Origin of the sequence: Streptomyces sp. NPDC000348 (assembly GCF_042898795.1) — a bacterium.
Taxonomy (GTDB): domain Bacteria; phylum Actinomycetota; class Actinomycetes; order Streptomycetales; family Streptomycetaceae; genus Streptomyces.
The window spans coordinates 323,481-347,446 of the sequence record NZ_JBIAZD010000008.1 but is presented as its reverse complement, the minus strand read 5'-3'; the positions used below and the strand labels follow the sequence as shown (position 1 = coordinate 347,446).

24 protein-coding genes are annotated in these 23,966 nt (G+C 70.9%); 13 read left to right on the top strand and 11 right to left on the bottom strand.

Features of this window, described 5'->3' with window-relative positions; translation table 11 throughout:
* Positions 1-6 precede the first annotated feature (6 nt).
* Positions 7-1,503 carry an MFS transporter gene (locus ACFY3N_RS18710; RefSeq protein ID WP_390817784.1) on the bottom strand — a complete coding sequence of 499 codons (1,497 nt, stop codon included), beginning with the start codon at positions 1,501-1,503 and terminating at the stop codon, positions 7-9.
* A 149-nt stretch (positions 1,504-1,652) separates the two neighbouring features.
* Between ACFY3N_RS18710 and ACFY3N_RS18705 the strand changes: the two genes are divergently transcribed.
* Positions 1,653-2,297 carry a TetR family transcriptional regulator gene (locus tag ACFY3N_RS18705; RefSeq protein WP_390817783.1) on the top strand — a complete coding sequence of 215 codons (645 nt, stop codon included), beginning with the start codon at positions 1,653-1,655 and terminating at the stop codon, positions 2,295-2,297.
* A 25-nt stretch (positions 2,298-2,322) separates the two neighbouring features.
* Here the strand turns inward: ACFY3N_RS18705 and ACFY3N_RS18700 are convergent, their stop codons facing one another.
* Both ACFY3N_RS18700 and ACFY3N_RS18695 read right to left on the bottom strand, forming a co-directional pair.
* The gene (locus ACFY3N_RS18700; RefSeq protein ID WP_390817782.1) at positions 2,323-2,826 is read right to left on the bottom strand and encodes an FMN-binding negative transcriptional regulator; all 504 of its coding nucleotides are present in this window, start codon (positions 2,824-2,826) and stop codon (positions 2,323-2,325) included.
* A 126-nt stretch (positions 2,827-2,952) separates the two neighbouring features.
* Positions 2,953-3,429, bottom strand: coding sequence for an FAD-dependent monooxygenase (locus ACFY3N_RS18695; RefSeq protein WP_390817781.1), 477 nt, complete (start codon positions 3,427-3,429; stop codon positions 2,953-2,955).
* 259 nt (positions 3,430-3,688) lie between these two features.
* On the opposite strand from ACFY3N_RS18695, the gene ACFY3N_RS18690 reads away from it, so the two are divergent.
* The 6 genes from ACFY3N_RS18690 to ACFY3N_RS18665 all read left to right on the top strand — a co-directional run bounded on the left by ACFY3N_RS18690 (position 3,689) and on the right by ACFY3N_RS18665 (position 9,457).
* Entirely contained in the window at positions 3,689-4,342 is a 654-nt protein-coding gene (locus ACFY3N_RS18690; RefSeq protein ID WP_390817780.1) for a GntR family transcriptional regulator, read from the top strand.
* 48 nt (positions 4,343-4,390) lie between these two features.
* A complete protein-coding gene (locus ACFY3N_RS18685; RefSeq protein WP_390817779.1) occupies positions 4,391-5,149 on the top strand; it encodes a PIG-L deacetylase family protein in 759 nt (252 codons plus the stop codon).
* Complete coding sequence (locus tag ACFY3N_RS18680) at positions 5,149-5,844, top strand: 4-carboxy-4-hydroxy-2-oxoadipate aldolase/oxaloacetate decarboxylase (RefSeq protein ID WP_390817778.1); 696 nt, start codon at positions 5,149-5,151, stop codon at positions 5,842-5,844. Before ACFY3N_RS18685 ends, ACFY3N_RS18680 begins: the two co-directional genes overlap by 1 nt.
* Positions 5,841-6,923: a 4-oxalomesaconate tautomerase gene (locus ACFY3N_RS18675; protein ID WP_390817777.1), complete on the top strand. Its 1,083-nt coding sequence runs from the start codon at positions 5,841-5,843 to the stop codon at positions 6,921-6,923. The genes ACFY3N_RS18680 and ACFY3N_RS18675 overlap by 4 nt, the downstream gene beginning before the upstream one ends.
* On the top strand, positions 6,920-7,873 hold the full coding sequence (locus ACFY3N_RS18670) for a catechol 2,3-dioxygenase (RefSeq protein WP_390817775.1): 954 nt from the start codon (positions 6,920-6,922) through the stop codon (positions 7,871-7,873). The genes ACFY3N_RS18675 and ACFY3N_RS18670 overlap by 4 nt, the downstream gene beginning before the upstream one ends.
* Before the next feature lie 270 nt (positions 7,874-8,143).
* On the top strand, positions 8,144-9,457 hold the full coding sequence (locus ACFY3N_RS18665) for an MFS transporter (RefSeq protein ID WP_390817773.1): 1,314 nt from the start codon (positions 8,144-8,146) through the stop codon (positions 9,455-9,457).
* Positions 9,458-9,661: 204 nt separating this feature from the next.
* Here ACFY3N_RS18665 and ACFY3N_RS18660 read toward each other — a convergent pair whose 3' ends face one another.
* Complete coding sequence (locus ACFY3N_RS18660; protein WP_390817771.1) at positions 9,662-10,192, bottom strand: MarR family winged helix-turn-helix transcriptional regulator; 531 nt, start codon at positions 10,190-10,192, stop codon at positions 9,662-9,664.
* Here ACFY3N_RS18660 and ACFY3N_RS18655 point away from each other — a divergent pair.
* A complete protein-coding gene (locus ACFY3N_RS18655; protein WP_390817770.1) occupies positions 10,150-11,445 on the top strand; it encodes a Bcr/CflA family efflux MFS transporter in 1,296 nt (431 codons plus the stop codon). The genes ACFY3N_RS18660 and ACFY3N_RS18655 overlap by 43 nt on opposite strands.
* A 362-nt stretch (positions 11,446-11,807) precedes the next feature.
* On the opposite strand, the gene ACFY3N_RS18650 is transcribed toward ACFY3N_RS18655, so the two are convergent.
* From ACFY3N_RS18650 to ACFY3N_RS18630, 5 genes are read right to left on the bottom strand one after another with little or no spacing between them, the layout of a single operon-like run.
* A complete protein-coding gene (locus ACFY3N_RS18650; RefSeq protein WP_390817769.1) occupies positions 11,808-13,490 on the bottom strand; it encodes a SulP family inorganic anion transporter in 1,683 nt (560 codons plus the stop codon).
* Positions 13,491-13,501: 11 nt separating this feature from the next.
* Complete coding sequence (locus ACFY3N_RS18645; protein ID WP_390817768.1) at positions 13,502-14,179, bottom strand: GAP family protein; 678 nt, start codon at positions 14,177-14,179, stop codon at positions 13,502-13,504.
* Positions 14,180-14,189: 10 nt separating this feature from the next.
* A complete protein-coding gene (locus ACFY3N_RS18640; RefSeq protein ID WP_390817767.1) occupies positions 14,190-15,623 on the bottom strand; it encodes a DUF1254 domain-containing protein in 1,434 nt (477 codons plus the stop codon).
* The gene (locus ACFY3N_RS18635; protein WP_390817766.1) at positions 15,607-16,539 is read right to left on the bottom strand and encodes an HAD family hydrolase; all 933 of its coding nucleotides are present in this window, start codon (positions 16,537-16,539) and stop codon (positions 15,607-15,609) included. Before ACFY3N_RS18635 ends, ACFY3N_RS18640 begins: the two co-directional genes overlap by 17 nt.
* A gap of 48 nt (positions 16,540-16,587) precedes the next feature.
* Positions 16,588-18,180 (bottom strand): DUF1254 domain-containing protein, encoded by a 1,593-nt coding sequence (locus ACFY3N_RS18630; RefSeq protein ID WP_390817765.1) that lies wholly within the window; start codon positions 18,178-18,180, stop codon positions 16,588-16,590.
* A 673-nt stretch (positions 18,181-18,853) separates the two neighbouring features.
* Here ACFY3N_RS18630 and ACFY3N_RS18625 point away from each other — a divergent pair.
* Both ACFY3N_RS18625 and ACFY3N_RS18620 read left to right on the top strand, forming a co-directional pair.
* Positions 18,854-18,997, top strand: a complete 144-nt coding sequence (locus ACFY3N_RS18625; protein WP_390817764.1) for a hypothetical protein — start codon at positions 18,854-18,856, stop codon at positions 18,995-18,997.
* Positions 18,998-19,250: 253 nt separating this feature from the next.
* Positions 19,251-19,661, top strand: coding sequence for an FKBP-type peptidyl-prolyl cis-trans isomerase (locus ACFY3N_RS18620; protein WP_390817763.1), 411 nt, complete (start codon positions 19,251-19,253; stop codon positions 19,659-19,661).
* Positions 19,662-19,705: 44 nt separating this feature from the next.
* Here the strand turns inward: ACFY3N_RS18620 and ACFY3N_RS18615 are convergent, their stop codons facing one another.
* A complete protein-coding gene (locus tag ACFY3N_RS18615) occupies positions 19,706-20,284 on the bottom strand; it encodes a hypothetical protein (protein WP_390817762.1) in 579 nt (192 codons plus the stop codon).
* Positions 20,285-20,594: 310 nt separating this feature from the next.
* On the opposite strand from ACFY3N_RS18615, the gene ACFY3N_RS18610 reads away from it, so the two are divergent.
* The 3 genes from ACFY3N_RS18610 (at position 20,595) to ACFY3N_RS18600 (ending at position 22,694) form a co-directional block, all read left to right on the top strand.
* Positions 20,595-20,729 (top strand): hypothetical protein, encoded by a 135-nt coding sequence (locus ACFY3N_RS18610; RefSeq protein ID WP_390817761.1) that lies wholly within the window; start codon positions 20,595-20,597, stop codon positions 20,727-20,729.
* 214 nt (positions 20,730-20,943) lie between these two features.
* Positions 20,944-21,945, top strand: coding sequence for a permease (locus tag ACFY3N_RS18605; protein WP_390817759.1), 1,002 nt, complete (start codon positions 20,944-20,946; stop codon positions 21,943-21,945).
* Positions 21,942-22,694: a TIGR03943 family putative permease subunit gene (locus ACFY3N_RS18600; protein WP_390817758.1), complete on the top strand. Its 753-nt coding sequence runs from the start codon at positions 21,942-21,944 to the stop codon at positions 22,692-22,694. The genes ACFY3N_RS18605 and ACFY3N_RS18600 overlap by 4 nt, the downstream gene beginning before the upstream one ends.
* Positions 22,695-23,132: 438 nt before the next feature.
* On the opposite strand, the gene ACFY3N_RS18595 is transcribed toward ACFY3N_RS18600, so the two are convergent.
* The gene (locus tag ACFY3N_RS18595; protein ID WP_390817757.1) at positions 23,133-23,933 is read right to left on the bottom strand and encodes a class I SAM-dependent methyltransferase; all 801 of its coding nucleotides are present in this window, start codon (positions 23,931-23,933) and stop codon (positions 23,133-23,135) included.
* Between the last annotated feature and the right edge of the window lie 33 nt (positions 23,934-23,966).

The window sequence follows — 23,966 nt, the reverse complement described above, 5'->3', positions numbered from 1 at the left end:
GCGCGGTCAGTTGCTGGGCGCCAGGTCGCCTTCCGTGGCCCGTGCCTGCTCCGGGGGAGCCTGGGCGGGCTCGCGCAGGTCGATGGTGATCAGCAGGCCGGCGAGTACGGCGGCGAGGGCGGTGATGCCCGCGGCCCACAGGCTCGCGACGGCGTAGCCGTGGACGGTCGCCTCGGTCACGGCCCGTTCACCGCGGCCGCCGCCCGCGATCCGGTCGGCGGTCACGCTGGTGGCGATGGCGTTGAGCAGGGCCGTGCCGATGGAGCCGCCCAACTGCTGGGAGGTGGAGACGAAGGCCGACACCACGCCCACCTCCTGCGGCGGCACGCGGTAGGTGGCGGCGCTGATGCACGGCGAGATCACCAGTCCGACACCGATGCCGAGCAGGACCTGGGTGGGCATCAGCGTCGAGGCGTAGGAGCTGTCGGGGGTGAGCCGGCCGAGGTTGAGCAGGCCCAGCATGGCGATGAACAGGCCCGGCACGACCAGCAGGCGCAGCGGGACGCGGGGCACCAGCCGGGCGGCGATCTGGGTGGAGGTGAGCACCGTCGCCACGGTCGCCGGCAGGATCGCCAGGCCCGTGCGCAGCGGCGAGAAGTCCATCACCACCTGCAACTGGTAGGTGAGGATCAGGAACAGGCCGAACAGGCTGACCATGGCCAGGGCGATGGTCAGGCTCGCTCCCGCCCGGTTGCGGTCGGCGACCAGCCGCAGCGGGAGCAGCGGAGCCGGCCCCCTGGCCTGGGTGAGGCCGAACGCGGCGAGCAGGACCACGGCGGCCGCGAGGCAGCCGAGAACGCGGAGCGAGGTCCAGCTGTGGGTCGCCGCCTGGTCGAAGGCGTAGACGAGGGCGAGCATGCCGCAGGCGGAGAGCACCGCGCCGGGGACGTCCACGCGCTGGCGGTTGGCAGGCATCGCCGGCAGCAGCAGCAAGGCCCCGGCCACCACGGCCACGCCGATCGGCACGTTGACGTAGAAGCACCAGCGCCAGTCGAGGTACTCGGTGATCACGCCGCCGCCCAGCAGGCCGATGGCGCCACCGGCGCTGGCGACCGAGCTGAAGACACCGAACGCCTTGGCGCGTTCGCGCGGTTCGGTGAAGGTGGTGGCGAGCATGGCCAGGGTCGAGGGCACGAGCAGCGCGGCGAACACGCCCTGCGCCGCGCGGGCGCCGACGAGCACCTCGGCGTTCGGCGCGGCGCCGCCCGCCACCGAGGCGACGGCGAAGCCGACGGCGCCGGCCACGAAGGCGCGCCTGCGGCCCACGAGATCGCCGACCCGTCCGCCGAGCAGCAGCAGGGCACCGAAGGCGAGGGTGTAGGCGGTGACCACCCACTGCCGGCTCGCGTCCGACATCCCGGTGTCCTGCTGGGCCCACGGGAGGGCGATGTTCACGATGGTCATGTCCAGCATGACCATCAGTTGAGCCAGGGCAATCACCCCCAGCCCCGACCACCGGTAGCGCACCGACCTCTCGGTGGAGGCCGCTGTTGCCTGTGCCATGTCCTGATGTCCTTCCCTCACCGCGGGCGGCGCTCGGTCCGGCCCGTCCGTCTTCCGCTGGCGGACACTAGAGCAGATTTCTTAACCAAGTCAATTCACGGACTCGGTCACCTGATTGCCCGGGTAAGGGGATGTGTTAGGATGGCCTGGTGAATGCGCCGATGGGCTTGCGGGAGCGCAAGAAACAGCGAACGCGAGAGACGATCTCCGACACGGCGATCACGCTCTTCCTTGAACACGGGTTCGACCAGGTCTCGGTCGTCGACATCGCGGCCGTCGCCGAGGTCTCCAAACCCACGCTGTTCAAGTACTTCCCCACCAAGGAAGACCTGGTGGTCCACCGCTTCGCCGACCACCAGACGGTGAGCAGCACCGTCGTCGCGGAGCGGCCGCCCGGGGTGTCCGCGATCGACGCCCTGCACCAGCACTTCCTGGACGGGCTGGCGGCCCGGGACCCCATCACGGGGCTCAACGACGACGAGGACGTCCTCGCCTTCCACCACCTCGTGTACTCCACGCCCAGCCTGGTGGCACGCGTCAGCCAGTACCTGGCCCAGGCCGAGGAGGCGCTCGCCCAGGCCCTGGTCGACGCGCTGGACTCCGACCGCGAGATCACGGCCGCCCTGCTGGCCGGCCAGGTCATCGCCACCGAGCGCATCCTGGCGTCGGTGAACTGGCAGCGCATCGTCGCCGGCCGGTCCGCTGACGAGGTCTACCCCGAGGCAGTGGCCGACGCCGACCACGCCTACACCCTGCTGCGCCAGGGACTGGTGGGGGCAGCCGCCCAGAAGTGAAACCGCGACGACGACGTACGCCGGATCAGCCGGCCGCGTCCGCCGGCCGATCCGGGCCATGGCCGGGCTCCTGCCTGGGCAGGTTGCTGTGCCGCTCGATGTAGTCGGCCAGCCGGTCCATGATGTCCGTGCCGCGCTCCCGGAAGGCCCTTGCCTGGGAGGCCATGTCGGCCGGGGACTTGTTCTGGCCGAGCTTGTACACGCCGTCGATGCGCCCGATCGGGATCTCGAACCCTTGGATGAGCCGCAGGTACTCGTCGAACAGCGCGCTCGCCCGGCGCGGCAGCGACCAGGGCTGCTTCGGTGCGAGCCGGCTCTCCTGGTCCTCGATCAGGTCGTCCAGCTGGCGCATGGTGCGCACCTCGTCCAGCAGCCGCGGCCGGCCCGTGACGTGCACGGCCGCGTACGCCCAGGTCGGGAAGTGCGGCTGGGAGGCGTAGTGGTCGGGCGAGATGTAGGCGCTGGGGCCCAGGAACGCCACCACCTCGACGTTGCAGGCCAGCACCTCACAGATCGCGGGTTGCCCCACGAGAGATCCCCGCGCAGCTTGCCGTAGGGCTAGGCGTGCCGGTCGAGCACGAACGGGATGTGGACGGCGGCGGGCCGGCCCTCCACCGACAGCGCCATCAGGCCCAGCGGGTACTCCTCGATGAGGTCAGGCGTCGGGCGCGAGTCCGTCGATCTCGACGTCCCCGACGATCAGTTGCTTCTCCGCCTCGGTGAACCCCTCGAAGGAGATGCCGAGTCGCTTGCGCACCAGGCTGCGACCCCCGTCGCAACCGACGAGGTAGGCGGCCGACACCTGCTCGGTGCCCTGCGCGGTCGCCAGGGTGGCCGTCACCCGGTCCGGGCCCGGCTGGTCGAACTCCACCAGCCCGGTGCCCAGTTCGACCGCGACGCCGTACTCGGCCAGCCGCTCCCGGAGGATCTCCTCGACCCGCGGCTGCGGCATGAAGTGCAGCCGGCGAAACGGCCCGCCCCGCGTGGGCGCGTTGCCCAGGTACGAGATGGTCTCGTTGATCAGCCGGTCACGGCGGTAGCGCCGGAACGGCAGCCGCTGCGTACCGGACGCCAGCACTTTGTCGATGACCCCGAGGTCGTAGAACACCTCCGGCCGAGGTGACGCCGGCAACGGCCGCTCCGCCCTCCCCGCCGGCGGCCTGACCCTCGACGAGGGCAGCCACCAGCCCTGGCGCCCTGCGCCGAAAATCGGCGCCGGTGGCCGCCGGTGATCCGCATCAGGCGCAGCACCGCATGCACAACCAGGGCCGCTGTCCGGCGCCGCCCGTGAGTCCCGCCGTGACTCGCCTCACCCAAAAGTGAGAACAGAATCGTTGACAATTCTGTTGGCCTAGATTTAGCGTCGACAGGCACTCACTCAGGGAGGGCAGATGCCGAAGGAAGCCCGTCCAGGCTCCGGAGAGCAGGCCAAGCAGTACGCGCTGGAGCGCCTCAGGAAGGCGATCCTGCGGGGCGAGATGGCGCCGGCCCAGCGGCTGGTGGAGAACGAGCTCGCCGAGAGCTACGGCGTCACGCGTGCCAGCATGCGCGCCGCACTGCTCGATCTGACCTCCGAGGGGCTGGTCGAGCGGATCCGCAACCGCGGTTCGCGGGTGCGGGTGGTGACGGTCGAGGAGGCCGTAGAGATCACGGAGTGCCGGATGGTGCTCGAAGGGCTGTGTGCGGCCAAGGCGGCGACCGAGGCCACCGACGCGCAGCTCGACGAGCTGACCGGCCTGGGCAAGGCCATGTCCAAGGCGGTCGCCGACGGCGATCCGGTCACCTACTCCGAGCTCAACCATGACCTCCACGCCCTGATCCGGGACGCCTCCGGCCAGCACACGGCCGTCGGGCTCCTGGAGCGGCTCAACGCCCAGCTGGTGCGCCACCGCTTCCAGCTGGCGCTGCGTCCGGGACGTCCGCAGCAGTCCCTGAGTGAGCACCTGGCCCTGATCGAAGCGATCGGGGCCAGGGACCCGCAAGCGGCCGAGACGGCCGTGCGCGCCCACCTCAGCAGCGTGATCGACGCCTTGCGCGCCGGCTGACACGCGCTCCTGGAGCGGGTGCGGCACCTGTCACCAAGGAGATACAGCATGACCCACGGCAACGGCGCACCCGCCGCCACTCCGCCCCGTTCGACCCTCGTCGTCACCGCGCACGCGGGGGACTTCGTGTGGCGGGCGGGCGGCGCCATCGCCCTGGCCGCCTCGCGCGGGGAGAAGGTCACCATCGCGTGCCTGACCTTCGGCGAGCGCGGCGAGTCGGCCAAGGCCTGGCGCGAGGGGAAGAAGCTGGAGGAGATCAAGGCGATACGCCGGGAGGAGGCGGAGAAGGCCGCCGCCGCCCTCGGCGCCGAGGTCCGCTTCTTCGACGCCGGCGACTACCCGCTGATCGCGACCCCCGAGCTGACCGACCGGCTCGTCGAGGTCTACCGCGCCACCCAGCCCGACGTCGTGCTCACCCACCCCGTCGAGGACCCGTACAACGGCGACCACCCGGCCGCCAACCGCATGGCCCTGGAGGCCCGCGTCCTCGCCCAGGCCATCGGCTACCCGGGCGAGGGCGGGATCATCGGCGCCCCGCCCGTCTTCTACTTCGAGCCGCACCAGCCCGAGATGAGCGGCTTCAGGCCGGAGGTCCTGCTCGACATCACCGAGGTCTGGGAGACCAAGCGCGAGGCCATGGAGTGCCTCGGCGCCCAGCAGCACCTGTGGGACTACTACACCGACCTCGCCGTCCGCCGCGGCGTCCAGCTCAAGCGCAACGCCGGCCCCAACCTCGGCCTCGCCCACAAGACCATGGCCGAGGCGTACATGCGGCCCTACCCGCAGATCGCGAAGGAGCTCGCCTGATGCCCGGCATGATCGTCACCAACCCGCCCAAGGCCGACCCGAAGGACGTCGAGGCGCTCGCCGGATACGGGACAGCCACCGTCGGCGAGGCCATGGGCCGCACCGGCTTCCTCGGCACGCATCTGCGCCCGATCCAGCAAGGTGTCCGTGTCGCGGGCACCGCTGTCACGGTGCTGTGCTGGCCCGGCGACAACCTCATGATCCACGCGGCGGTCGAGCAGTGCGGCGAGGGCGACATCCTCGTCGTCACCACCACCTCGCCGTGCGCGGACGGCCTGTTCGGCGAGCTGTTCGCTACAGCCCTCGCCCATCGCGGGGTGCGTGGCGTCGTCCTGAACACCGGTATCCGCGACACCGCCGAACTGCGCGCGATGGGCTTCCCCGCCTGGTCCGCCGCCGTCAGCCCGCAGGGCACGGTCAAGGCGACCGGCGGCAGCGTGAACGTACCGATCGTGATCGGCGGCCAGGTGATCCGGCCCGGTGATGTGATCGTCGCCGACGACGACGGCGTGGTGGTCGTGCCGCGCGAGCGCGCCCGCGAGACCGCCGAGGCGTCCGAGGCCCGCGAGCAGAAAGAGGCCGGTGCCCGCGCCGCCTTCCTCGAGGGCCGGCTCGGCCTGGACCGCTACGGGCTGCGCGAGACGCTCACACGGCTCGAGGTGACCTACCGCGCGTATGAGGAGGTCGAGTCGTGACCAGCCCCGCGGAGGTCCGCTGCATGCTGATGCGCGGCGGTACCTCCAAGGGCGCCTACTTCCTGGCCGACGACCTGCCCGCCGAAGAGAGCGTCCGCGACGAGTTGCTGCTGCGGGTCATGGGCAGCCCCGACCCGCGCCAGATCGACGGCCTCGGCGGCGCCCACCCGCTCACCAGCAAGGTCGCCGTGGTGTCTCCGTCGGCCGACCCCGAGGCCGACGTCGACTACCTCTTCCTCCAGGTCGCCGTGGACGGAGCAGAGGTCTCGGACCGCCAGAACTGCGGCAACCTGCTCGCCGGGGTCGGCCCGTTCGCCGTCGAGCGCGGACTCGTACGAGCGGGGAGCAACGAGACGTCCGTGCGCATCCGGATGGTGAACTCCGCTGACTTCGCCACGGTGACATTCCCGACCCCGGGCGGCCGCGTCGACTACAGCGGCGACACGCAAATCTCCGGGGTCCCCGGGAGTGCCGCCGCCGTCGTCATCGAGTTCCCGCCGGGCCGAGGCGAGTTGCTGCCCACGGGGAACGTGCGCGACACGGTCGCCGGCATCGAGGTCACGTGCGTCGACAACGGCATGCCGACCGTCCTGATCCCGGCCGAGGCCCTCGAGGTCACCGGTCAGGAGGACCCGAAGGATCTGGAGAGCAACCGGGAACTGACCGCCCGACTCCACGACATACGGCTGGCGGCCGGGCATCCGATGGGACTCGGCGACGTCACCGGCACCACCGTCCCCAAGCTCACCCTGCTCTCTGCGCCCCGCCACGGCGGCGCTGTCACCACCCGCACCTTCATCCCGACCCGCGTCCACACCTCCATCGGCGTCCTCGGCGCCGCGAGCGTGGCGGCCGGACTGCGGATCGAGGGAAGCGTCGCACACGGCATCGCGGCCCTCCCGGAAAAGGGCGACCGGCTCCGCATCGAGCATCCCAGCGGATTCACAGACATCGAGAGCAGCATCGATCACACCCCCGAGGGCGGCCTGAGAGCACGTCGCACCGCCGTCGTCCGCACCGCCCGCAAGATCTTCGACGGCACCGTCTTCCCCGTACCACCCACAGGAGGTCACTCATGACCCCGCCTCTCGGCGACATCGCCCACATCGGCCACACCCAGCTGTTCACCCCGGACCTGGACGCCTCCGTCGCCTTCTTCACCGACTTCATGGGTCTGACCGTCAACGGGCAGGACGGCGACACCGTCTACCTGCGCACCTTCGACGACTACGAGCACCACAGCCTCGTCCTCACCGTCCGCGACCAGCCCGGCCTCGGCCGCCTCGCCCTGCGCACCTCCAGCGAGGAGGCGCTCCGGCGCCGGGTCCAGGCCATCGAGGCGGCGGGCGGCACGGGAAAGTGGACCGAGGACGAGCCCGGTCTCGGCCGGCTGTACGTCACCACCGACCCGGACGGCCACGAGCACGCCCTGTACTGGGAGAGCGAGCACTACACGGCCCCCGACACGCTCAAGCCGTCCCTGAAGAACCAGCCACAGGCCAAACCCAACCGCGGCGTCGGCGTCCGCCGCCTGGACCACATCAACTTCCTCGCAGCCGATGTCCTCGCCAACGCCGAGTGGCAGGAACAGCTCCTCGGCGCCCGTCCCACCGAGCAGATCCGGCTCGACTCCGGGAAGATCGCGGCACGCTGGCTGACGTACACCAACAAGTCGTACGACGTCGTCTACACGTCCGACTGGACCGGCGGCGAGGGCCGTCTCCACCACATCGCCTTCGCCACCGACACCCGCGAGGACATCCTGCGCGCCGCCGACCTCGCCATCGACACCGGCGTCTTCATCGAGACGGGACCGCACAAGCACGCCATCCAGCAGACGTTCTTCCTCTACGTCTACGAACCCGGCGGCAACCGCATCGAACTCTGCAACCCGCTCACTCGCCTCGTCCTTGCCCCCGACTGGCCGCTCATCACCTGGACGGAGGAGGAACGAAAGAAGGGCCAGGCCTGGGGTCTGAAGACCATCGAGTCCTTCCACACCCACGGCACACCGCCCGTTCAGCCCTGATGTGATCTCTCCTAGCAGGCCCCGGGGGACGGCCCGCCGAATCCTGGGGCCGAATCGTCGCCTGGATTGTTAACAAAAGTGTTGACGTATCGCCTGCGGCTTCTTAACGTCTACGCCACAGCGAGCTCGCGGCTCCCCGCGCGGAGTCCGCAGCTCAGGGGCGCGCTCCGCCCGCCCTCCCCACCGGCCGCGCGAGCCGCACCGGCCCCACCGCCCTTGCAGCCAGGGACCAGGACCCCGTCCTGACGTCCCGCACGAGAGGAAACAACGATGTCCTCCTCCGCCACCTCCCCGCTCGCCCCGGCGACCGGGACGACGGCCCGCCGCAGCCGCACCGCCGTCATCGCCCTGTGCTGGGCACTCGTCCTCCTCGACGGCATCGACACGTTCATCTACGGCTCCGTGCTCCCGAAGATGCTCGGCGGCCACAGCCTCGGCCTCACCCCCGACCTCGCCGGCACGATCGGCAGTTACGCCAACTTCGGCATGCTGCTCGGCACGATCCTGTCCGGCACGGCCTCGAACTGGATCGGCCGCCGCGTCACCGTCTTCGCCAGCGTCGTGATCTTCACCCTCGCCACGCTGGGCACCGGCTGGTCCCAGTCCTCGGGCCAGTTCGGCTTCTTCCGCTTCGTGTGCGGCTTCGGCCTCGGGGCGCTGCTGCCGATCGCGATCTCGTACGGCATGGAGTTCACCTCGCGCGGCCGCCGCGCCCTCGCCACCGGCATCATCATGACCGCCCACCAGACCGGCGGCGCCCTGGCCCCGCTGATCGCCCTCTGGCTGGTCGACGACCACGGCTGGCGAACGGCCTTCATCGCCTCCGCGCTGCCCGCCCTGATCCTGCTCCCGGTCGCCTTCAAGCTGCTGCCCGAGTCGCCCACCAACCTGCTCACCCGCGGCCGCCGCGCCGACGCCGAGCTGCTCGCCGCCGCCTACGGCACCGAACTGGCCGAACCGAAGGCCAACCGCGGGGACAAGCTGGACGCGCTGAAGAACCTCTTCCGGCACGGCCAGTGGTCCACCACTCTGTGCTTCTGGCTGACCTCCTTCGCGGGTCTGCTCCTGGTCTACGGAGTCGGCCAGTGGCTGCCGAAGATCATGATCGAGCTCGGTTACGACACCGGCGACTCGCTGCTCTTCTCGACGTTCCTGAACGTCGGCGGCATCTGCGGCATGCTCATCGCCGGCCGCACCGCAGACCGCATCGGCCCTCGCAAGGTCGTCATCGCCTGGTTCGTCCTGACCGCCGTCTTCGTCTACCTCATGGGCGTCGAGATGTCGGTCGGCGCCCTGTACGCGGTGGTCTTCTTCGCCGGACTGCTGCTCTTCTCCGGCCAGACCATGGTTTACGCGACGGTCGGCACCCACCACAACGACGAGGACCGCCCCACCGCCCTCGGCTGGGTCTCCGGCATGGGCCGCTTCGGCGCCATCTTCGGCCCCTGGATCGGCGGTGCGCTGATCGCGGCCGGCAACGCCGACATCGGCTTCACGATGTACGCCTGCGCCGCGCTCTTCGGCGCGCTCATGATGAGCCTGGCCGCCCTCACCCTCAAGACGCGCACGACCACGAAGGTCTGACCTCAGGAAGACGGAAAAGACCTTCCGGCGTCGACGGGCTCACCGGGGGTCGCGCACCATACGGTCGTGTTGATCAGGCCGCGAGCGGTTCACGCAACACGCTCGGCTGGGATTTCCCAGCCGAGCGTGTTGCGTGGGCGGCCGTTGAGCGCGACGCGGGTCCTCGCGCAACTGGTCGGTCCGCCGCGTCAGGAGCGAGCACCGTCACCGTCCTGCAGTGAGGGTACGGATCAGGAGGTCCAGGGCTTCCACGACGGCCTGTCGACGCCGGGGGTCCAGCCCGGCCAGCATTTCGGCTTCGAGCGAGAGCTGGCCCGGGAAGACCGCGTCCACCAGGGCGGCACCGTCCGGGGTGATGCGGATGAGGGCGGCACGGCGGTCCGCAGGGTTCGGATCCCGGGTGATGAGGCCGCGCTGGTCGAGCTTGATCACGATCCTGCTGATCGCGGCCCGGGAGCAACCGCGCTGACGGGCGAGCTGCCCGGCGACGCGCGGCTGCCCGGCGTGCCGAAGAAGGACCAGCACCTCGGTTTCGGCCGGGCTGAGCGGAGCTCCTTCGTAGGCCCTCTCCATGGCGAGGTCATGCAGGGCGTGCAGGTGTCTCAGCCGCCCGAAGACGTCCATGGGGCTGGTGTCCAGCTCGGGCCGGGCCCGCTGCCAGGCGTCGGCAATGCCGCTGTCGTACGTGGACAGTGAGGGCGGCTCCGGCAACTCGTCAACGTGTAGACTATTCATTGCACATCCATCCTAGTCCCCTCTCGGGCGACTCATGGCATACGCCACTGCCGTCCGCTCCGGCGAGGAGGCCGGTTGCCCGTCGGCGGTACGCTTTCTGTCGAAAGAGCCAGGTCACACCCCTTGACTTCGCCTTCCTCCACATCCATCGCCAAGCCATCGACCGCGCAGGCGCCTTCCGCGGCGCCCCGTCGCACCGGACTGCTGATCACCGTGTTGGCCTCACTGACCGCGGTCGCCCCGCTGGCCACGGCCGGCGCCGCCTGCTGCTGGGCGGCAGCGCGCTGTTCACCGTCTTCTCGCTGGCCTGCGCCGCCGCCCCGAACGTCGAGGTACTGACCGCCGCTCGTCTCCTGGAGGGCACGGCCGGTGCAGCCGGCATGGTGATCTCCCGCGCCGTCCTCACCGACTTGTACCGCGGCGCCGACGTCGCCCGGCACTTCTCCGTTCTGTCGATGATCCTCGGCGTCGCGCCGGTCGCCGCACCGGTGATCGGCGGCCTGATCGCCACCGGCGCCTCCTGGCGCGCCGTCTTCTTGGTCCTCGCCGGCTTCGGCCTGATGCTGGTGCTGGCCGTGTGGCGCTGGGTGCCCGAGTCGCTGCCGGCCGAGCGGCGACAACGCGGCGGCCTTCCTGCCGCGTTTCGCGCCATGGGGCGACTGACCCGGCAGCGCGCCTTCATGGGACACGTTCTCGTCCTGTCCTGCGCCTCAGCAGCGCTGTTCGCCTACATCGCCGGCTCGCCCCTCGTCTTCCAGGACATCCACGGCGCCTCAGCCACGGGCTACAGCCTCATCTTCGCGGTCAACGCCCTGGGCATGCTCGTCGCCTCCGGACTGGTCGGCGCGCTGTCCCGCCGTCTGCCCCTGACCACGTTGCTCAGCGTGGGGGTGGGTCTGGCCGTCGTCGGTACCCTCGCCCAGGCCGCCATCGTCCTCACCACTGGTGGCAGTCTCATCACCACGTGGGGCTGCCTCTTCCTCACCATGTTCGGGACCGGTCTCACGATCACCACGACCTACACGCTGGGCCAGACCGCGGCCGCGCGTGCCGCAGGCGGCGCCTCCGCCATGCTCGGCGGCGGACAGTTCCTCCTCGGCGGTCTGGTGTCCCCTCTCGTCGGCGCCTTCGGCGAAAGCAGTCCCACACCCATGGCTGTCATCATGTGCATCGGGTTCGTCTGCTCTGCCGCCATGCTTGTCCTGCTCGTCCGCCCGTGGCAGCGCCGGGGAGCGGACCGCACCACCAAGTGACGTTTCACGAACGGTCGAGGAGAGCAAAGCAGCGGTTCGTGCCGGAGCACCGGGATGAACCGCTGCGCCCGTCCCAGTCTTCCGGCGCCGCGAGATGGGCGTCCGCCGCTTCGTCGGCCCCGAACACGGTGAACGCGTGCCGGGCCGGCCGTATCCCTGGGGCGCGACGATCGCAGCGTGACGGACCTGTCGTCGACGACACGGCGGTGCGGCGAACGGCTCCCTTTCCGGGCCACCCGCCTCGCCGCCGTCTTCCTCGTCGCCGTGCGTGCCGGAGGGCGCGCTGTCGTCGGAGGGGTCGCCAGTTCCGTTCCGCCGTCAAGGGCTGACCGCGGGGCGACGGGACACCGTGTCTCGTCGGGTCACGTGCCGGTCCTGGCGGCCTCGACCGCCGCCCGGACGGTGGGGTACACGCGTCTCAGTTCCGCTCGGGCCTCGGCGGTGCGCAGCACGTCCCGCACCTGGCCCACGTCGCGGGCGAGCAGCAGCCGGACTCCTCGGCCCTCCAGCTCCCCGGCCAGCTGGTCGAGCATGCGTACGGCGCTGACGTCGATGAAGGGGACGGTCTCGGCGTCGATCACGACCGCCGTGGCTCCGTCCCTGCCAGCGGCCTTCGCCACCGTGGACCGGATCCGCTCGGCGTTGGCGAAGTAGATGCCCCCCTCGACGCGCAGCACGACCACCCCCGGGATCCTGCGGCTTTCCCGGTGCCGGTCGAGCGCGGTGAAGTGCCCGTTCCCCGGCAGCTGCCCCAGTTGGCTGACGACCGGGCGCGAGGAGCGGTAGAGGAGCAGCAGCAGCGAGGCGCCGATCCCGATGAACAGGCCGGGCAGCGTGTCGAAGACCATCACTCCGAGCATCGCGGCGACGGCAGCGAGGAAGTCAGGCCGCGCGGCAACGCCGTAGTCCTGGCCGAGCCTGCGGGTGAAGACGCGGTAGAGGGCAGCCAGCGAGGCGAGGTCGACCAGTTCGACCACCGCCGCGATCACCACTCCCGCGAGCACCGCCTCGGGAAGCTTCTCGAAGAGGCCGGTGAGGAAGAGGAGCGTGATCACGGTCAGGGGGGCGACGAAGACGCCGGACAGCTGGGTGCGTGCGCCCGCCGACCAGTTGACGGCGGTCTTCGAGAGGCTGCCGTTGACGACCATGCCGCTGGACAGGCCGGCGCCCAGGCCCGCGGCGCCGAGCCCGATCAGCTCCCGGTTGGCGTCGACCTCGTAGTGGCCGCGGACGGCGTAGTTCTTCGCGGCCCCGAGTCCCTCGGCGAAGGCGACGAGCAGCACGCCGACGCTTCCGGCGGCGAGAGCGCCGAGGTCGGCGAGCGAGACGTCGGGGACGCCGAACGAGGGCAGCCCGGTGTCGATGTCGCCGACGACAGCGACACCGTGGTCCTCGAGATCGAAGGCCGCTGCCACCGCGATGCCCAGCGCCACCGCGATCAGCGAGCCCGGCACGATCGGGGCGATCCGCTTGAGGGCGAGGATCAGCAGGAGGCTGCCGGCACCGACCAGGACCGTGAGGCCGCCGGTTGCGCCGAGGTCGCCGATCAGGGCCCAGACCTTCTCGAAGAAGTCCCCCGAAGCGCCCTCGACACCGAAGAGCTTCGGCAGCTGACCCGCGATGACCGTCAGGGCCAGGCCCACGATGAAGCCCTTCAGCACCGGCTCGGAGATGAAACTCGCGAGGAAGCCGAGGCGCAGCAGTCCGGCGAGGAGCGCCGCGATGCCCACCGTGACGGCCAGGGCCGCCGTCAGCGCGGCGAAGTGCGCGCCGGAACCGCCCGCGACGTCACCGACGACCGCCGCCGAGAGCGCCGCCGTGGCCGCCATCGGCCCGACCACCAGGTGCCTGGAGCTGCCGAAGACGGCGTAGAGGATCAGGGCGGCGGGTGCCGCGTAGAGGCCGACCACGGGCGAGACGCCGGCGATCGTCGCGTAGGCGAGCGCCTCGGGCACGAGAACCGCCCACACGGTCGCCCCGGCCAGGGCGTCCCGGCCCAGCCACTGCCACCGGTATCCCCGCAGGGAGGGGAACAGCACGGGCATGCTTGCCCTCATCAGGAGGAGAGATCACTGATGGCGTCGCCCATCAGTTTCGCGGCGAAGAGCAGGCAGATCACGGCCATGATCGCCGTGTTGTTCCGCTCCATCCAGAGCTTGAGACCGTCGAGGATGCGCTTCGAGCGCTCCTTGAGGGCGAGGTAGAGCACGACCGGCGTGCCGGGCCCGAGCGATCCGAGCACCACGTAGACGGCCAGTGCCACTGCCTGTGCGCCGGCGGAGGTGTCCGTGCGTGCGATCGCCGACGCAGCGGCGATCGAGAGCAGCAGGTTCTTCGGGTTGAGGGCGGACAGCGCCATCCCGAGTGTCAGCGCCTTGACAGGGGTGAACGAGTCGACCGTCTTCATCCACTTCGGCAACGTCACCTCCTCGTCGCCGCGCGGCCGGCCACGCCATTCCTTCACCGCCACCCACAGCAGCAGCACGCCGAGCGCCAGGTCGAGCGCGCTGACCCAATCGGCCGGCTGCCCCTGGTCGCTCGTGTCGGCGCCGCCGGAGACCAGCAGCACGATCGTGCCGACCAGGGCCAGGCCAAAAGCCCAGCCCAGGAGCAGCGCCGGTCCGTTGGAGCGCGCCCTGGGGGTGGCGAGCATCAGCACCACACCGATGATCGGGAACGCGCTCAGCGCCACGGCGACGCCGTAGGACAGAATCTGACCGATCGCCTCACCCACGGCCGCCTGCCTACGCCGGTTCGATCTCGCCCGGCCGCCAGCTCTTGTCGAACCAGGTTTCGAGCGGGCCGTAGAGCCGCAGCAGCACGAAGAATCCCTTGCCGGGCACGGTCTGGACCCAGTTCGCCTCCAGGCCCTCCGGCGCGGTGGGGCCGAAGTGGATGACGGTGTCGCCGTTGCTCTCGGGCCGGACGCCCTCCGACTGGCTGTTGACGCTCGGGTAGGGGTCGTCCGTGCGCAGCAGCGACCGGGTCTGGGGGTCGTAGGCGGTGACGGCCCAGAAGTTCTTCACCGGGATGCCGCTCGGCAGCGTGAGTGTGTAGTGCCGTCCGCCGTCGAGCCACTCGCCCGTGGAGTCCTCCGCCGTGTAGGCGTACTGCGATCCGGTGCCGACGGGCGCCGTCACCATCGCCGGCGAGGAGGCGGTCGCGAAGTAGTAGAACACCGCCCGGGAGTCCAGCAGGCGGGCGCCCTGCTCCGACAGGAACTCGTAACTACGGGTGGGGAAAGGGGTCTTCCACGACCTGTCGGGGTAGTAGTAGAAGCCCGGGTCACGTGGCTTGAAGGCCAGTGTCCGTACGATGCCCGAGGCGATCCTGGCGGCGGTGTCGAGGATCGAGCGCATACGGTCGTCCGGCTGGAATGGCTTGCCGCGCACGATGCCGAGCGCGGCGAGCTGACCGGCGCGTTCGGGGTCGAGCGACTCGGCCGGCTCGGCCTGGACGATGGTGTCGATCTCCTCGAAGAAGGAGAAGTCGTTCGCGTGGATCGTGTTGAAGTCCGTTTCCGCCCAGTTGACGAAGCGCGGCTCGGGCCGGTCCGCCGCGGCCGAGAGCGGGTAGATCCGTGTCGTGAGCAGGCTCTCCGTGCCCCCCAGTGCGCGCAGCAGCACCCAGGAGCCGTACGTCGCCGGCCGCACGATGAAGTAGCCGTCGGGAACGTCGCCTTCGTAGCCCGGAGGCAGGAAGAGGTACTTGCCTCCTTCTCCCCTGTCGGGGCCGGCGACGCCCATGTCGGTGACGTAGCGCTGCCACATGTCGTCGACGATGCACAGCGAGTTCCCCGGCGCCTCGATGACGGTGGGGCCGTCCTCGTCGAGCGCCAGGAAGGTCATCCCGTAGGTGGTTTCCGTGTTGCCCGTGAGCAGCACCGGTGCCGAGGTGCATCGCGGGGCCGTGTAGCCGATGGTGCGGGAGTCGACGCCGATGCTCCGCAGTCCGCGTCGCATCGCCACCATGGAGGCGCCGGGTACGCAGTTGAGGAACGCCTCGATCCCGCGCAGCAGGTCCAGCGTGTCGTAGCTGCGGGTGACCGCGTCGGGCAAGGGCAGACCGTCGAAGAATTCCAACGCTCCGAAGACCGTCTCCAGCCGGTCCGGGCAGATGATCGACGCGAGGGTCTCGGGTGACGTACCCGGGCTGGGGGCGTCAGTGATGTGAGGCACTGGGTTTCTCCTGAGTGAATCGTCCTGTGAAAACCACGTTCCAGTCGTCCTTCACGCTGACCGTCGTCCACCCGGACCTCTCGGCCGCCGCGCGTGCCCGCTCCGCACAGTCGGTGTAGGCGTACTCCCGGACGTCGTCGTCGTGGACGACGAGCAGGGCGAACCGCGCGGACCGCAGCATCTCGACGTCCACGTCGTCGTTGCCGGCCGCGAAGCCCGGCAGCCGGCCGGTGCGGGCGAGGACGTACTCCGGTTTGCCGGGTCCGAGGGCGAGGGGGCCGTGCGGGGTTGCCCGACGGACCAGCACGCCGTCCCGGTAGGCGAACTCCGGTGCCGAGCCGATCACGTTCTCCCTGGGCAGGCCCCAGGTGTCCTCGCAGATCACCCGCATGAAATCACGCCCGCCGCCCGAGCAGACGAACAGCCGCCAGCCGTACGCCCTGAGGTAGTCGAACAGCTCCAGCATCGGCTGGTAGACGAGGCCGGAGTACGGCGCTCCGAAGCGCTCGTGGCGCCAGGAGGCCAGGTACCGGGCGGCCTCGGCCTCGTACTCCGCGAGGGTGGTGCCTTCCCAGGCCGCTCCGATGGCCTCCACCATCGACGCCACCGCGTCGGGATCCTGTTCGTTCAGCGCGCGGAAGTACGACTCGTCCCGGTCGGCGATCTCCCGGTAGGGCCGCTCGCGGGCCAGCGACGGGTCCTCCTCCAGCCGCGCGGCCAGTTTCCCGAGGACGAACGCCATCTGCACCGGCGCGGGCTTCTCGACCCACAGGGTTCCGTCGTTGTCGAACACGGCGACCCGCTCCTCCGGCGGAACGAAGCCCGGCGAGCCTTCCGCCGCCGCGGACGTCACGAACCCGACGATCGCCCGTTTCGCGGCACCGTCGTTCCAACTCCCCAGCGGGGTCGTGTCCACGCACCTCACCGTCCGGACCGTCTGCCTTCGGAGCGCCGTGGGGCGAGGTCAGCCCACCGCCTCGATCTCGCCCGGCCGCCAGGTCTTGTCGAAGAACGGCCGCAGCGGGCTGTAGAACCGCAGGACCGCGAACCATCCCCGGCTCGGCGTGGTCTGGATCCAGTTGCCCTCCGGCACGCCGTCGGGCCGCTCGGGCCCGAAGCGCACCGTGGTCGTGCCCTCGGGGTCGGAAACCGCTGCCGGGGTGGGATAGGCCTGGCTGCCGGCCCGTGGGAACCGTTGCGGGGTGTCGAGCATCGACCGCGTCTGGTTGTCGTAGGCGGTCACCGACCAGAACCGGGCGGCGGGAATGTCCGGCGGAAGCACCAGACGGTAGTTCCTGCCGCCGTCGAGGGCCCGGCCCTCCTGGTCCGCGAGCGAGAACACGTACTGCGAGCCGACGCCGGCCAGCGGCGCCGTGAATGCCGGGCTGATGCCCACGCCCAGGTACCACCACCAGGACCGCAGGTTGAGTTTCCGGGCGCCGTCGTTCGGACGGGGCTCGACGCCGCTGTCGGTGATGTCCGCGGGCGGCGCCAGGAACTCGTGGCCGGACACGAGCAGGCCGTTGAGCCACTGGGAGGAGGCACCGTAGTAGTGCGCCCCCTCGGCCGGGCGCGGGCGGCAGGCGAGGGTGCGGGCCGTGGCGTTGCCGACCGCGGCTGCCTCGGTGAGGATCTTCCGCATCCGCGCGTCCGGTTCGAAGGGCCTGCCCTTGACAATGCCGACCGCGGCCAGGGCACCGGCGATCTCGGGATCGAGCGCCTCGGCAGGCTGGTCGTGCACGAGCTCACTCGCGAAGTCGAAGTACGTCGCGTCCGCGGGCGGGATCGTGTTCACGGGCAGTCCGGAGCCCTCGACGAAGCGCGGTGGGTCGGGCCGGTGCAGCGCGGCCGTCCAGGTCTGGGCGGTCCACGGCAGCGGCGGGGCCGTGCCGCCGGTGACGATCTCCCCGATGCTGGTCCCGTAGAAGCCGGGTACGTAGCGGTAGATGCGCAGGCCTTCCTTGATCCGCTCGACCGCCGGCTTCGGGTCATCGTCCTCCAGGAAGGCCCGCCCGCCCAGGATGAGCCGCGTGGTGCGGGTCCGGAGCGTGAAGTACCCGCCCTCGGGAACAGGGCCCTCATGACCGGGTGGCACGAAGAGGTACTTGCCGCCTGCTCCGCGGTCCGGACCGGCCATGCCGGGGTCCGCGACCCAGCGGAACCACATGTCATTGAGGAAACAGAGGGCGAGGGGCGGCACCTCCACCACCAGCGGACCCTCGGTCAGGTCGAGGAAGGTCAGGAAGTAGACGGTGTCCGCGTTCCCGGTCAGCACGAGCGTCTTGGGATCCATGAACTCCGAGAAGAGCAGGACGTCGTGGTCCTGGATTCCGGCCTCCCGGAATCCCCGGCGGGCCGCCCAGAGGCTGACGCCGGAATACGCGTCGAGGAACGCGCTGACCGCGCGCACGTGGTCCACATGGTCGTAGAGGCGGTTCGCGGTCTCCTCGGTGGGCGCGCCCAGCGGGAACTCCAGGGTGCCCAGGTGCGTCTCGACCCGCTCGGGCGTCGAGATCGACTCCATGGTCCGGGGTGAGATCTGTGCGGTGCGCTGCAAGGGATCGCTCCGTTCTCGGGAAGATGCCGCCCTGTCGACCATGTGCCTCCCCTGCCGCAGACCACCACCGCGCCTAGGCCGTCGGAGGGTCTTCGAGTGGAGCGGTGCGTCGTTCGGCCTACGGCCGGGCACGGCGGAACGACGCCGGGCAAGACCGTCACCGTGTCGTCCCTCACCCCGGGCCCACGGGTCCCGTTCCTGGCCGCCACGCGGTCCTCACCGGGCGACCGCCTTGATCGTCGGGCTTGGTCCGCCGAGACGCAGCCGCATCCTGAGCAGAGGCCCTGGCGGCGCCGGCCGGGTCACCGCCCTCGGCCCGGAGGCCAGCAACGCCAGGACACAGCCGCGCCCGATGCTGACCATTTGCTGACCCGAGCGGCCCTGATACGCCGCTGAGCTGCACAAACACCCAGATGCTAGATCTTGGACCTGAACAGAGCACGCAGCGCTTTGGACTCCCGGAAGACGGCTCCCCGCCAGCTTTCTGCAGGTCAAGGGCGGTCTTCACCGTACACGGGCACGCCTCCCGGTCGAAGACCTCGCAGAACATCGTGCACCGTACCGAGCAGGCTTCCCGCCTGGGCTTCTGTGCGAGGCAGGCTGTGGTGACGCCGCAGACCAGGCGCTTGTCCGGGTAGCCGTCTCGGACAGTTCGGGGACCGATGCCGGTCAGATGCTGACGGGACAAGGCCCGATCACTCCTCAAAGACCCTGGCTCGGCGGGCAGCCGGCGGTGCCCCTGCGGTACGGCTTGGCCGAGGTCGTCTCGTCGTTCAGGGACCTGCGGGCGGCGGCGCGGCTCGACGCAGTCGACTGAACGGCGCGCGTCGGCCCTGACCCTCTGCGCCGCTTCCCGTTCGGGCGGCTGCCGTGCGACCCGAGCCACCGCGTCCCGCCCGAGTGTGCGGGGGCTCGTGCGCCGGCCGTGCGACGGACCGCCGCGCGCGGCCACTGGATCCGGTGCGCTCCGGAAACCGGCATGCGCGTTAGCGTGATCCTCTGCCGCATGGAGTGTCCATGGGCCGGGTCGGCCCGCACATGGGCCTGCGACGGAGAGTGACGGAACTGCGATGAGTGAACTGACGAAGCCCGAGGTCGACGTCCCGGAGGGTGCTGCGCCTGCCGAGCTGACCGTCCGGGACCTGGTCGTCGGGGACGGGGCCGAGGTGAAGCCGGGCACGGTGGTCAGGGTGCACTACGTCGGGGTGACCTTCGAGACCGGGAGGGAGTTCGACTCCTCCTGGGACCGTGACCAGCCGTTCAAGTTCGCTCTGGGCGGCGGCAGGGTCATCAAGGGCTGGGACCGGGGGTTGAGGGGGATGAGGGTCGGCGGTCGGCGTGAGATCGTCGTTCCCCCGCGTCTCGGCTACGGCAACCAGTCGCCCTCGCCGTTGATCCCGGCGGGCTCGACCCTGGTCTTCGTGGTGGACCTGCTCGACTCCTACTCCGCCGGCACAGGCGGCTGGAGCAACGCCCGCTGACCCGGACCGTTCCTGTTTCCGCGCCCTCGCCCCAGGCGTTCTCGTCATGGATCCGCGCGCCCGGATCCTCCGCCCACTCCGGCGCCCGCACCTTGAGTTCTTCGATCTGCCGGGAGGTGAGCCCGTGATCGTGGCGGAAACTGGCCAGTCCGACTCCGGCACCGGACTGGAAGGTCTGCCAGTCGACGAGGGCGGCGTGCACTTCCTGGTGACGGGCCAGGACGTGTACGTCGTAACGGGACAGTACGCAGGCTGCGGCCGGGCCAGTGGGCACACGCCTCCCGGACTGCGGCCAGGAGAGGGGCCGGCCCGCAGCAGTACACCTTGGTCGCGGACAGCGGTTCGTTCAGCCACGCGGCCAGGTCCAGCGGGCCGCACTCCTCCTGGGGGTCGAGGTGCACGCGGCCGCCGTAGGCGTGCGTGAGGTCCGCGCGGAACGCCATCGAGGCGCGGGTACGGCCGCCGTACAGCAACTGCCACTCAGAGCCCGTCATTTCGGCTTGCCGGATCATCGGCAGCAGCGGGGTGATCCCGATGCCGCCCGCGATGAACAGGTAGCGGTCGGCCGGCACCAGGGGAAAGTGGTTGTGCGCCCCGCCCACACCCACCCGGTCCTCCGGCATCAGCCGGTCGTGCCCGTAGGCCGACCCTCCACGCCCGGCGAGCTCGCGCAGGACGGCGATGCGGTAGGTGTACGGGTCCCATCGGTCGCCGCACAGGGAGTACTGCCGCGTGATCCCGTTCGGCAGCGCGAGATCGATGTGTGCCCCGGGCGTCCAGTCCGGCAGCCGGACACCGTCGGGGTGGTCGGGGGTGAGGGAAACGACGCCGTCGAACCGCGGAACGCCTCCATCGCCCGCGGCCCGCCGACGGGCACCGTCACTACCTCGTCTGCCGCGATTGCGGCTCCAGCACGGCGGTCGACGCGGACCCGTGGAACGCTGGGCGGACAACCTGGCCGAGACCATGGGATTCACCGAGGTGGAACACACCATTGAACCGACCGGCGTCTGCGACCGCTGCCACGTCGGCCCGACCGCGCAGAACCCGGCCGGACAGGACGCCTGAGCGGCGTTTCACGCCCGGCCTGCGGCGTGGATTCCCGTCCATCACGCTCGCCCACCCCCCACCGTGCGAAGGCCGCTCCGGCACCACGCCCGTGTCTCGCTAAGCTGCTCCGGGCGGGCGCCGCGTGGTAGCCGCCCGCAACTTCCTGTGGGCGGTGCGTTCGGGTGATGGTGCGGTGAGGCCGAGTGGTGTGAGCACCAGGAATCACGCTTTGGTGCGAGGCGGGCTCGCCGATGCCGTACGCCTCGTCGCGCGGACGGTCGTGTATGTCGTCCTCGGCGGATCCGCACTCGTCACCGTCGTCACGGTCGCCGGTCTCCTCGGCCCCGCACTCGCGCTCGACCTCTACACTCCGCCCGTCGCTGCCTGGTGGACGGTGTTCACCGCCGTCGTCGTCCAGGGCATCCCGTTCCTCCTGCTCGGCGCGCTGGTCTCAGCGGCCATCGGTGCCTTCGTGCCCGAGCGCGTCTTCACCCGGCTGTTGCCGCGCAGCCAAGCCCTCGCCGTACCCGTCGCGGGCGCCGCGGGCGTGGTGCTGCCCGGATGCGAGTGTGCGTCGGTGCCGGTGGCCGGCAGCTTGATGCGGCGCGGCGTCGCCCCGGCCGCCGCACTCGCGTTCCTGCTCTCCGCCCCCGCAATCAACCCCGTCGTTCTCGTCGCCACCTCCCTGGCGTTCCCCGGTCACCCGCAGATGGTGGTGGCCCGGTTCGCCGCCTCGCTCGGTACCGCCGTCGCGATGGGCTGGCTGTGGGCGCGCTTCGGCCGCAGTGGGTGGCTACGGCTACCCAAAGCGCCGCCGGCCGGACCGGGGACTTCCCGCGCGGGATCGTTCATGGCGGGGATCCAGCACGACTTCCTGCACGCCGGGGGTTTCCTGGTGCTGGGTTCGGCGGCAGCGGCCACCTTCAACATCACGGTGCCGCGGTCCCTGCTGGACGTCTTCACGGTGTCCGTCTGGGTCTCGGTGCTCCTGCTGGCCGTCCTCGCCGTCGTGCTGTGCGTGTGCAGCGAGGCGGACGCGTTCGTGGCGGCGTCGCTGAGCCAGTTCGGGCCTGTCGCGCAACTGGCGTTCATGGTGGTCGGCCCGATGGTCGACCTCAAGCTGTTCGCGCTGCAGGCGGGCACCTTCGGGCGTTCGTTCGCCGTCCGGTTCTCGTCCGCGACCTGGGTGGTCGCCGTGGTCGGCAGTGTCCTCATGGGGTGGTGGGTGCTGTGAGGCGGTACGGTCCCGCCGTCCTGCTGATGCTGGTCGGTGCCGCGGCGCTGCGGATCGCCTTGTTCAGCGACCTGTACCTGCGGTACGTGCGGGGCGGCCTGCGGCCCTACCTGGTGGCCTCCGGCGCGCTGCTGGGGCTGCTCGGTCTGGTGCGTGCGGTGCTGACCGCGCGAGCGGCACGGTACGGCACCGACGCCGCCGACCGCGGCGCGCACCTGGTCGCGGAGGGGCACGACCACCTCCACTCCCACGAGGGCAGCCCTCGGGTGGCGTGGCTGCTCGTGCTGCCCGCCGCCGCGCTGCTTCTCTTCCCGCCACCCGCACTCGGTTCGTACAGCGCCGCCCGCGACGAGGCCAGACGGGCCGCGGAGAGCGTCGGCACCTTCCCCGCTCTGCCTGCGGGGGACCCGGTGGACCTGAGTGTGAGCCAGTTCGGTTCCCGGGCCGTCTACGACAGCGGGTACTCGCTCAGGGGCCGCACGGTCCGGCTGACCGGGTTCGTCACACCCGGGGACGGCGGCGCCTGGTACGTGACCCGGCTGCGGGTCGCGTGCTGCGCGGCCGACGCCACGACGGCCAAGGTGGAGATCCGCGGGCCGGACGCCCCGGAGACCGACACATGGGTGACCGTGACGGGCACGTGGCGTCCCGAGGGCGAACTGGGTTACCCCTCGGCCTGGCCCCCGGTGCTGGACGCCACGACCGTCGAACGGGTCGCGGAGCCGTCGGACCCGTACGAGGAACGCTGACAGGGGCAGCGGACGGCGCACTCGGAATCGCGCGCGCCCGGCAAGCTGCCGGGTACGACAGCGCCTGAGGTGTCACCTACTCCCGTGACCGCACAACTCAGCCGGCCCCATGACTCCACCGCAGCCGTCCGACGGGACCTCACCGCGTGCCGGACGGCAGTCGTCAACGCCGGAGGGGCCGTCGTCCCCATGGACTGCCCGCTCCCGCCGGTGACCGAGGCGGCGCTCCGCCCGGCGGTCGGGAGAATCACCCGTGGACTGTCCCCTGAGCACAGCAGGCTCCTCCTGGCGACCATGGACGGCGCGCTCGCGGGCCGGCTGCTGCTTCGCCGCGAGCCACATCCCCTCGTGGCGCACTGCGGCGTTCCGGCTCTGTGAAGTGCTTTGGCTTCACCGTTCTCCGCAACGCTCTCAAGCGGCTTTCTCCCGCTGCTGACTTCAGGTCCCGGCGGGAGCGGGGAGTCCGCGCGTGTCGCCCATGATCGCCACCAGGACGGTGCTGTCGCCGAACTGCCAGACCGGCGCGACGTGGGCGAAGCCGGCCCGGCGCAGCAGTGCGGCGTGGCGGCTCACCGTGACCTGCTCGTCGCCCCCGCTCCCGGCCCGGGCCGCCTGGCGCCGACTGCGTTCGTCGAACAGGTCGGCCAGTTCGGGGTCCCGGGCCGCGGCGTCCCACCAGGACCGCCAGTCCTCCTGTACGCGGCCGCCCGTACGCTCCGCCCTGCGCCGGCCCACATGGGCGGTGAGGTCCGCGCACGGTGCCGCACCCGGCGGGAAGTGGTCTCCGTTGACGAGGACGCCGCCGGGGCGGAGCAGGGACGCGAGGGAGCGGTACGTGCGCAGCAGTGCCGGCTCGGGCAGGTAGTGCAGCGCGGTCGTCGAGAGGGCGGCGTCCAGGGGACGTCGTAGTCCGAGGGCCCGGGTCCAGCCCTCCTCACCGATGACGGTGTCGACGTAGCGGGCGGCGTCGGCGTGGTGGGTGCGCCCCAGCTCCAGCAGCAGGGGGTCCATGTCGGCGGCGACGATCTCCGCGTGCGGGAAACGGGCGGCGAGCCTGGCGGCCAGGGAGCCGGGACCGCATCCCAGGTCGAGCAGGAGAGGGTGGGCACGGCCGGCGGTGATGTGCTCGACGACGTCCGCGATCACGGTGAACCGCTCCTCGCGGTCCACCGCGTACCGTTCCTGCTGCCTTTCCCAGCGCTCCACCCATGCCCTGGCCGTCCCCATGCTCACGCCCATCGCTCGCGCCACCTCATCCGTCTCTCGTCCGTC

Bases quoted from the DNA above. Each gene is read 5' to 3' on its own strand.
- ACFY3N_RS18650 (WP_390817769.1), bottom strand. From the start codon at position 13,490: ATGCCCGTGCTGTTCCCCTCCCTGCGGGGATACCGGTGGCAGTGGCTG.
- ACFY3N_RS18595 (WP_390817757.1), bottom strand. From the start codon at position 23,933: ATGGGCGTGAGCATGGGGACGGCCAGGGCATGGGTGGAGCGCTGGGAA.
- ACFY3N_RS18665 (WP_390817773.1), top strand. From the start codon at position 8,144: ATGTCCTCCTCCGCCACCTCCCCGCTCGCCCCGGCGACCGGGACGACG.
- ACFY3N_RS18680 (WP_390817778.1), top strand. From the start codon at position 5,149: ATGCCCGGCATGATCGTCACCAACCCGCCCAAGGCCGACCCGAAGGAC.
- ACFY3N_RS18690 (WP_390817780.1), top strand. From the start codon at position 3,689: ATGCCGAAGGAAGCCCGTCCAGGCTCCGGAGAGCAGGCCAAGCAGTAC.
- ACFY3N_RS18660 (WP_390817771.1), bottom strand. From the start codon at position 10,192: ATGAATAGTCTACACGTTGACGAGTTGCCGGAGCCGCCCTCACTGTCC.
- ACFY3N_RS18625 (WP_390817764.1), top strand. From the start codon at position 18,854: ATGCTGACGGGACAAGGCCCGATCACTCCTCAAAGACCCTGGCTCGGC.
- ACFY3N_RS18620 (WP_390817763.1), top strand. From the start codon at position 19,251: ATGAGTGAACTGACGAAGCCCGAGGTCGACGTCCCGGAGGGTGCTGCG.
- ACFY3N_RS18615 (WP_390817762.1), bottom strand. From the start codon at position 20,284: ATGCCGGAGGACCGGGTGGGTGTGGGCGGGGCGCACAACCACTTTCCC.
- ACFY3N_RS18670 (WP_390817775.1), top strand. From the start codon at position 6,920: ATGACCCCGCCTCTCGGCGACATCGCCCACATCGGCCACACCCAGCTG.
- ACFY3N_RS18685 (WP_390817779.1), top strand. From the start codon at position 4,391: ATGACCCACGGCAACGGCGCACCCGCCGCCACTCCGCCCCGTTCGACC.
- ACFY3N_RS18710 (WP_390817784.1), bottom strand. From the start codon at position 1,503: ATGGCACAGGCAACAGCGGCCTCCACCGAGAGGTCGGTGCGCTACCGG.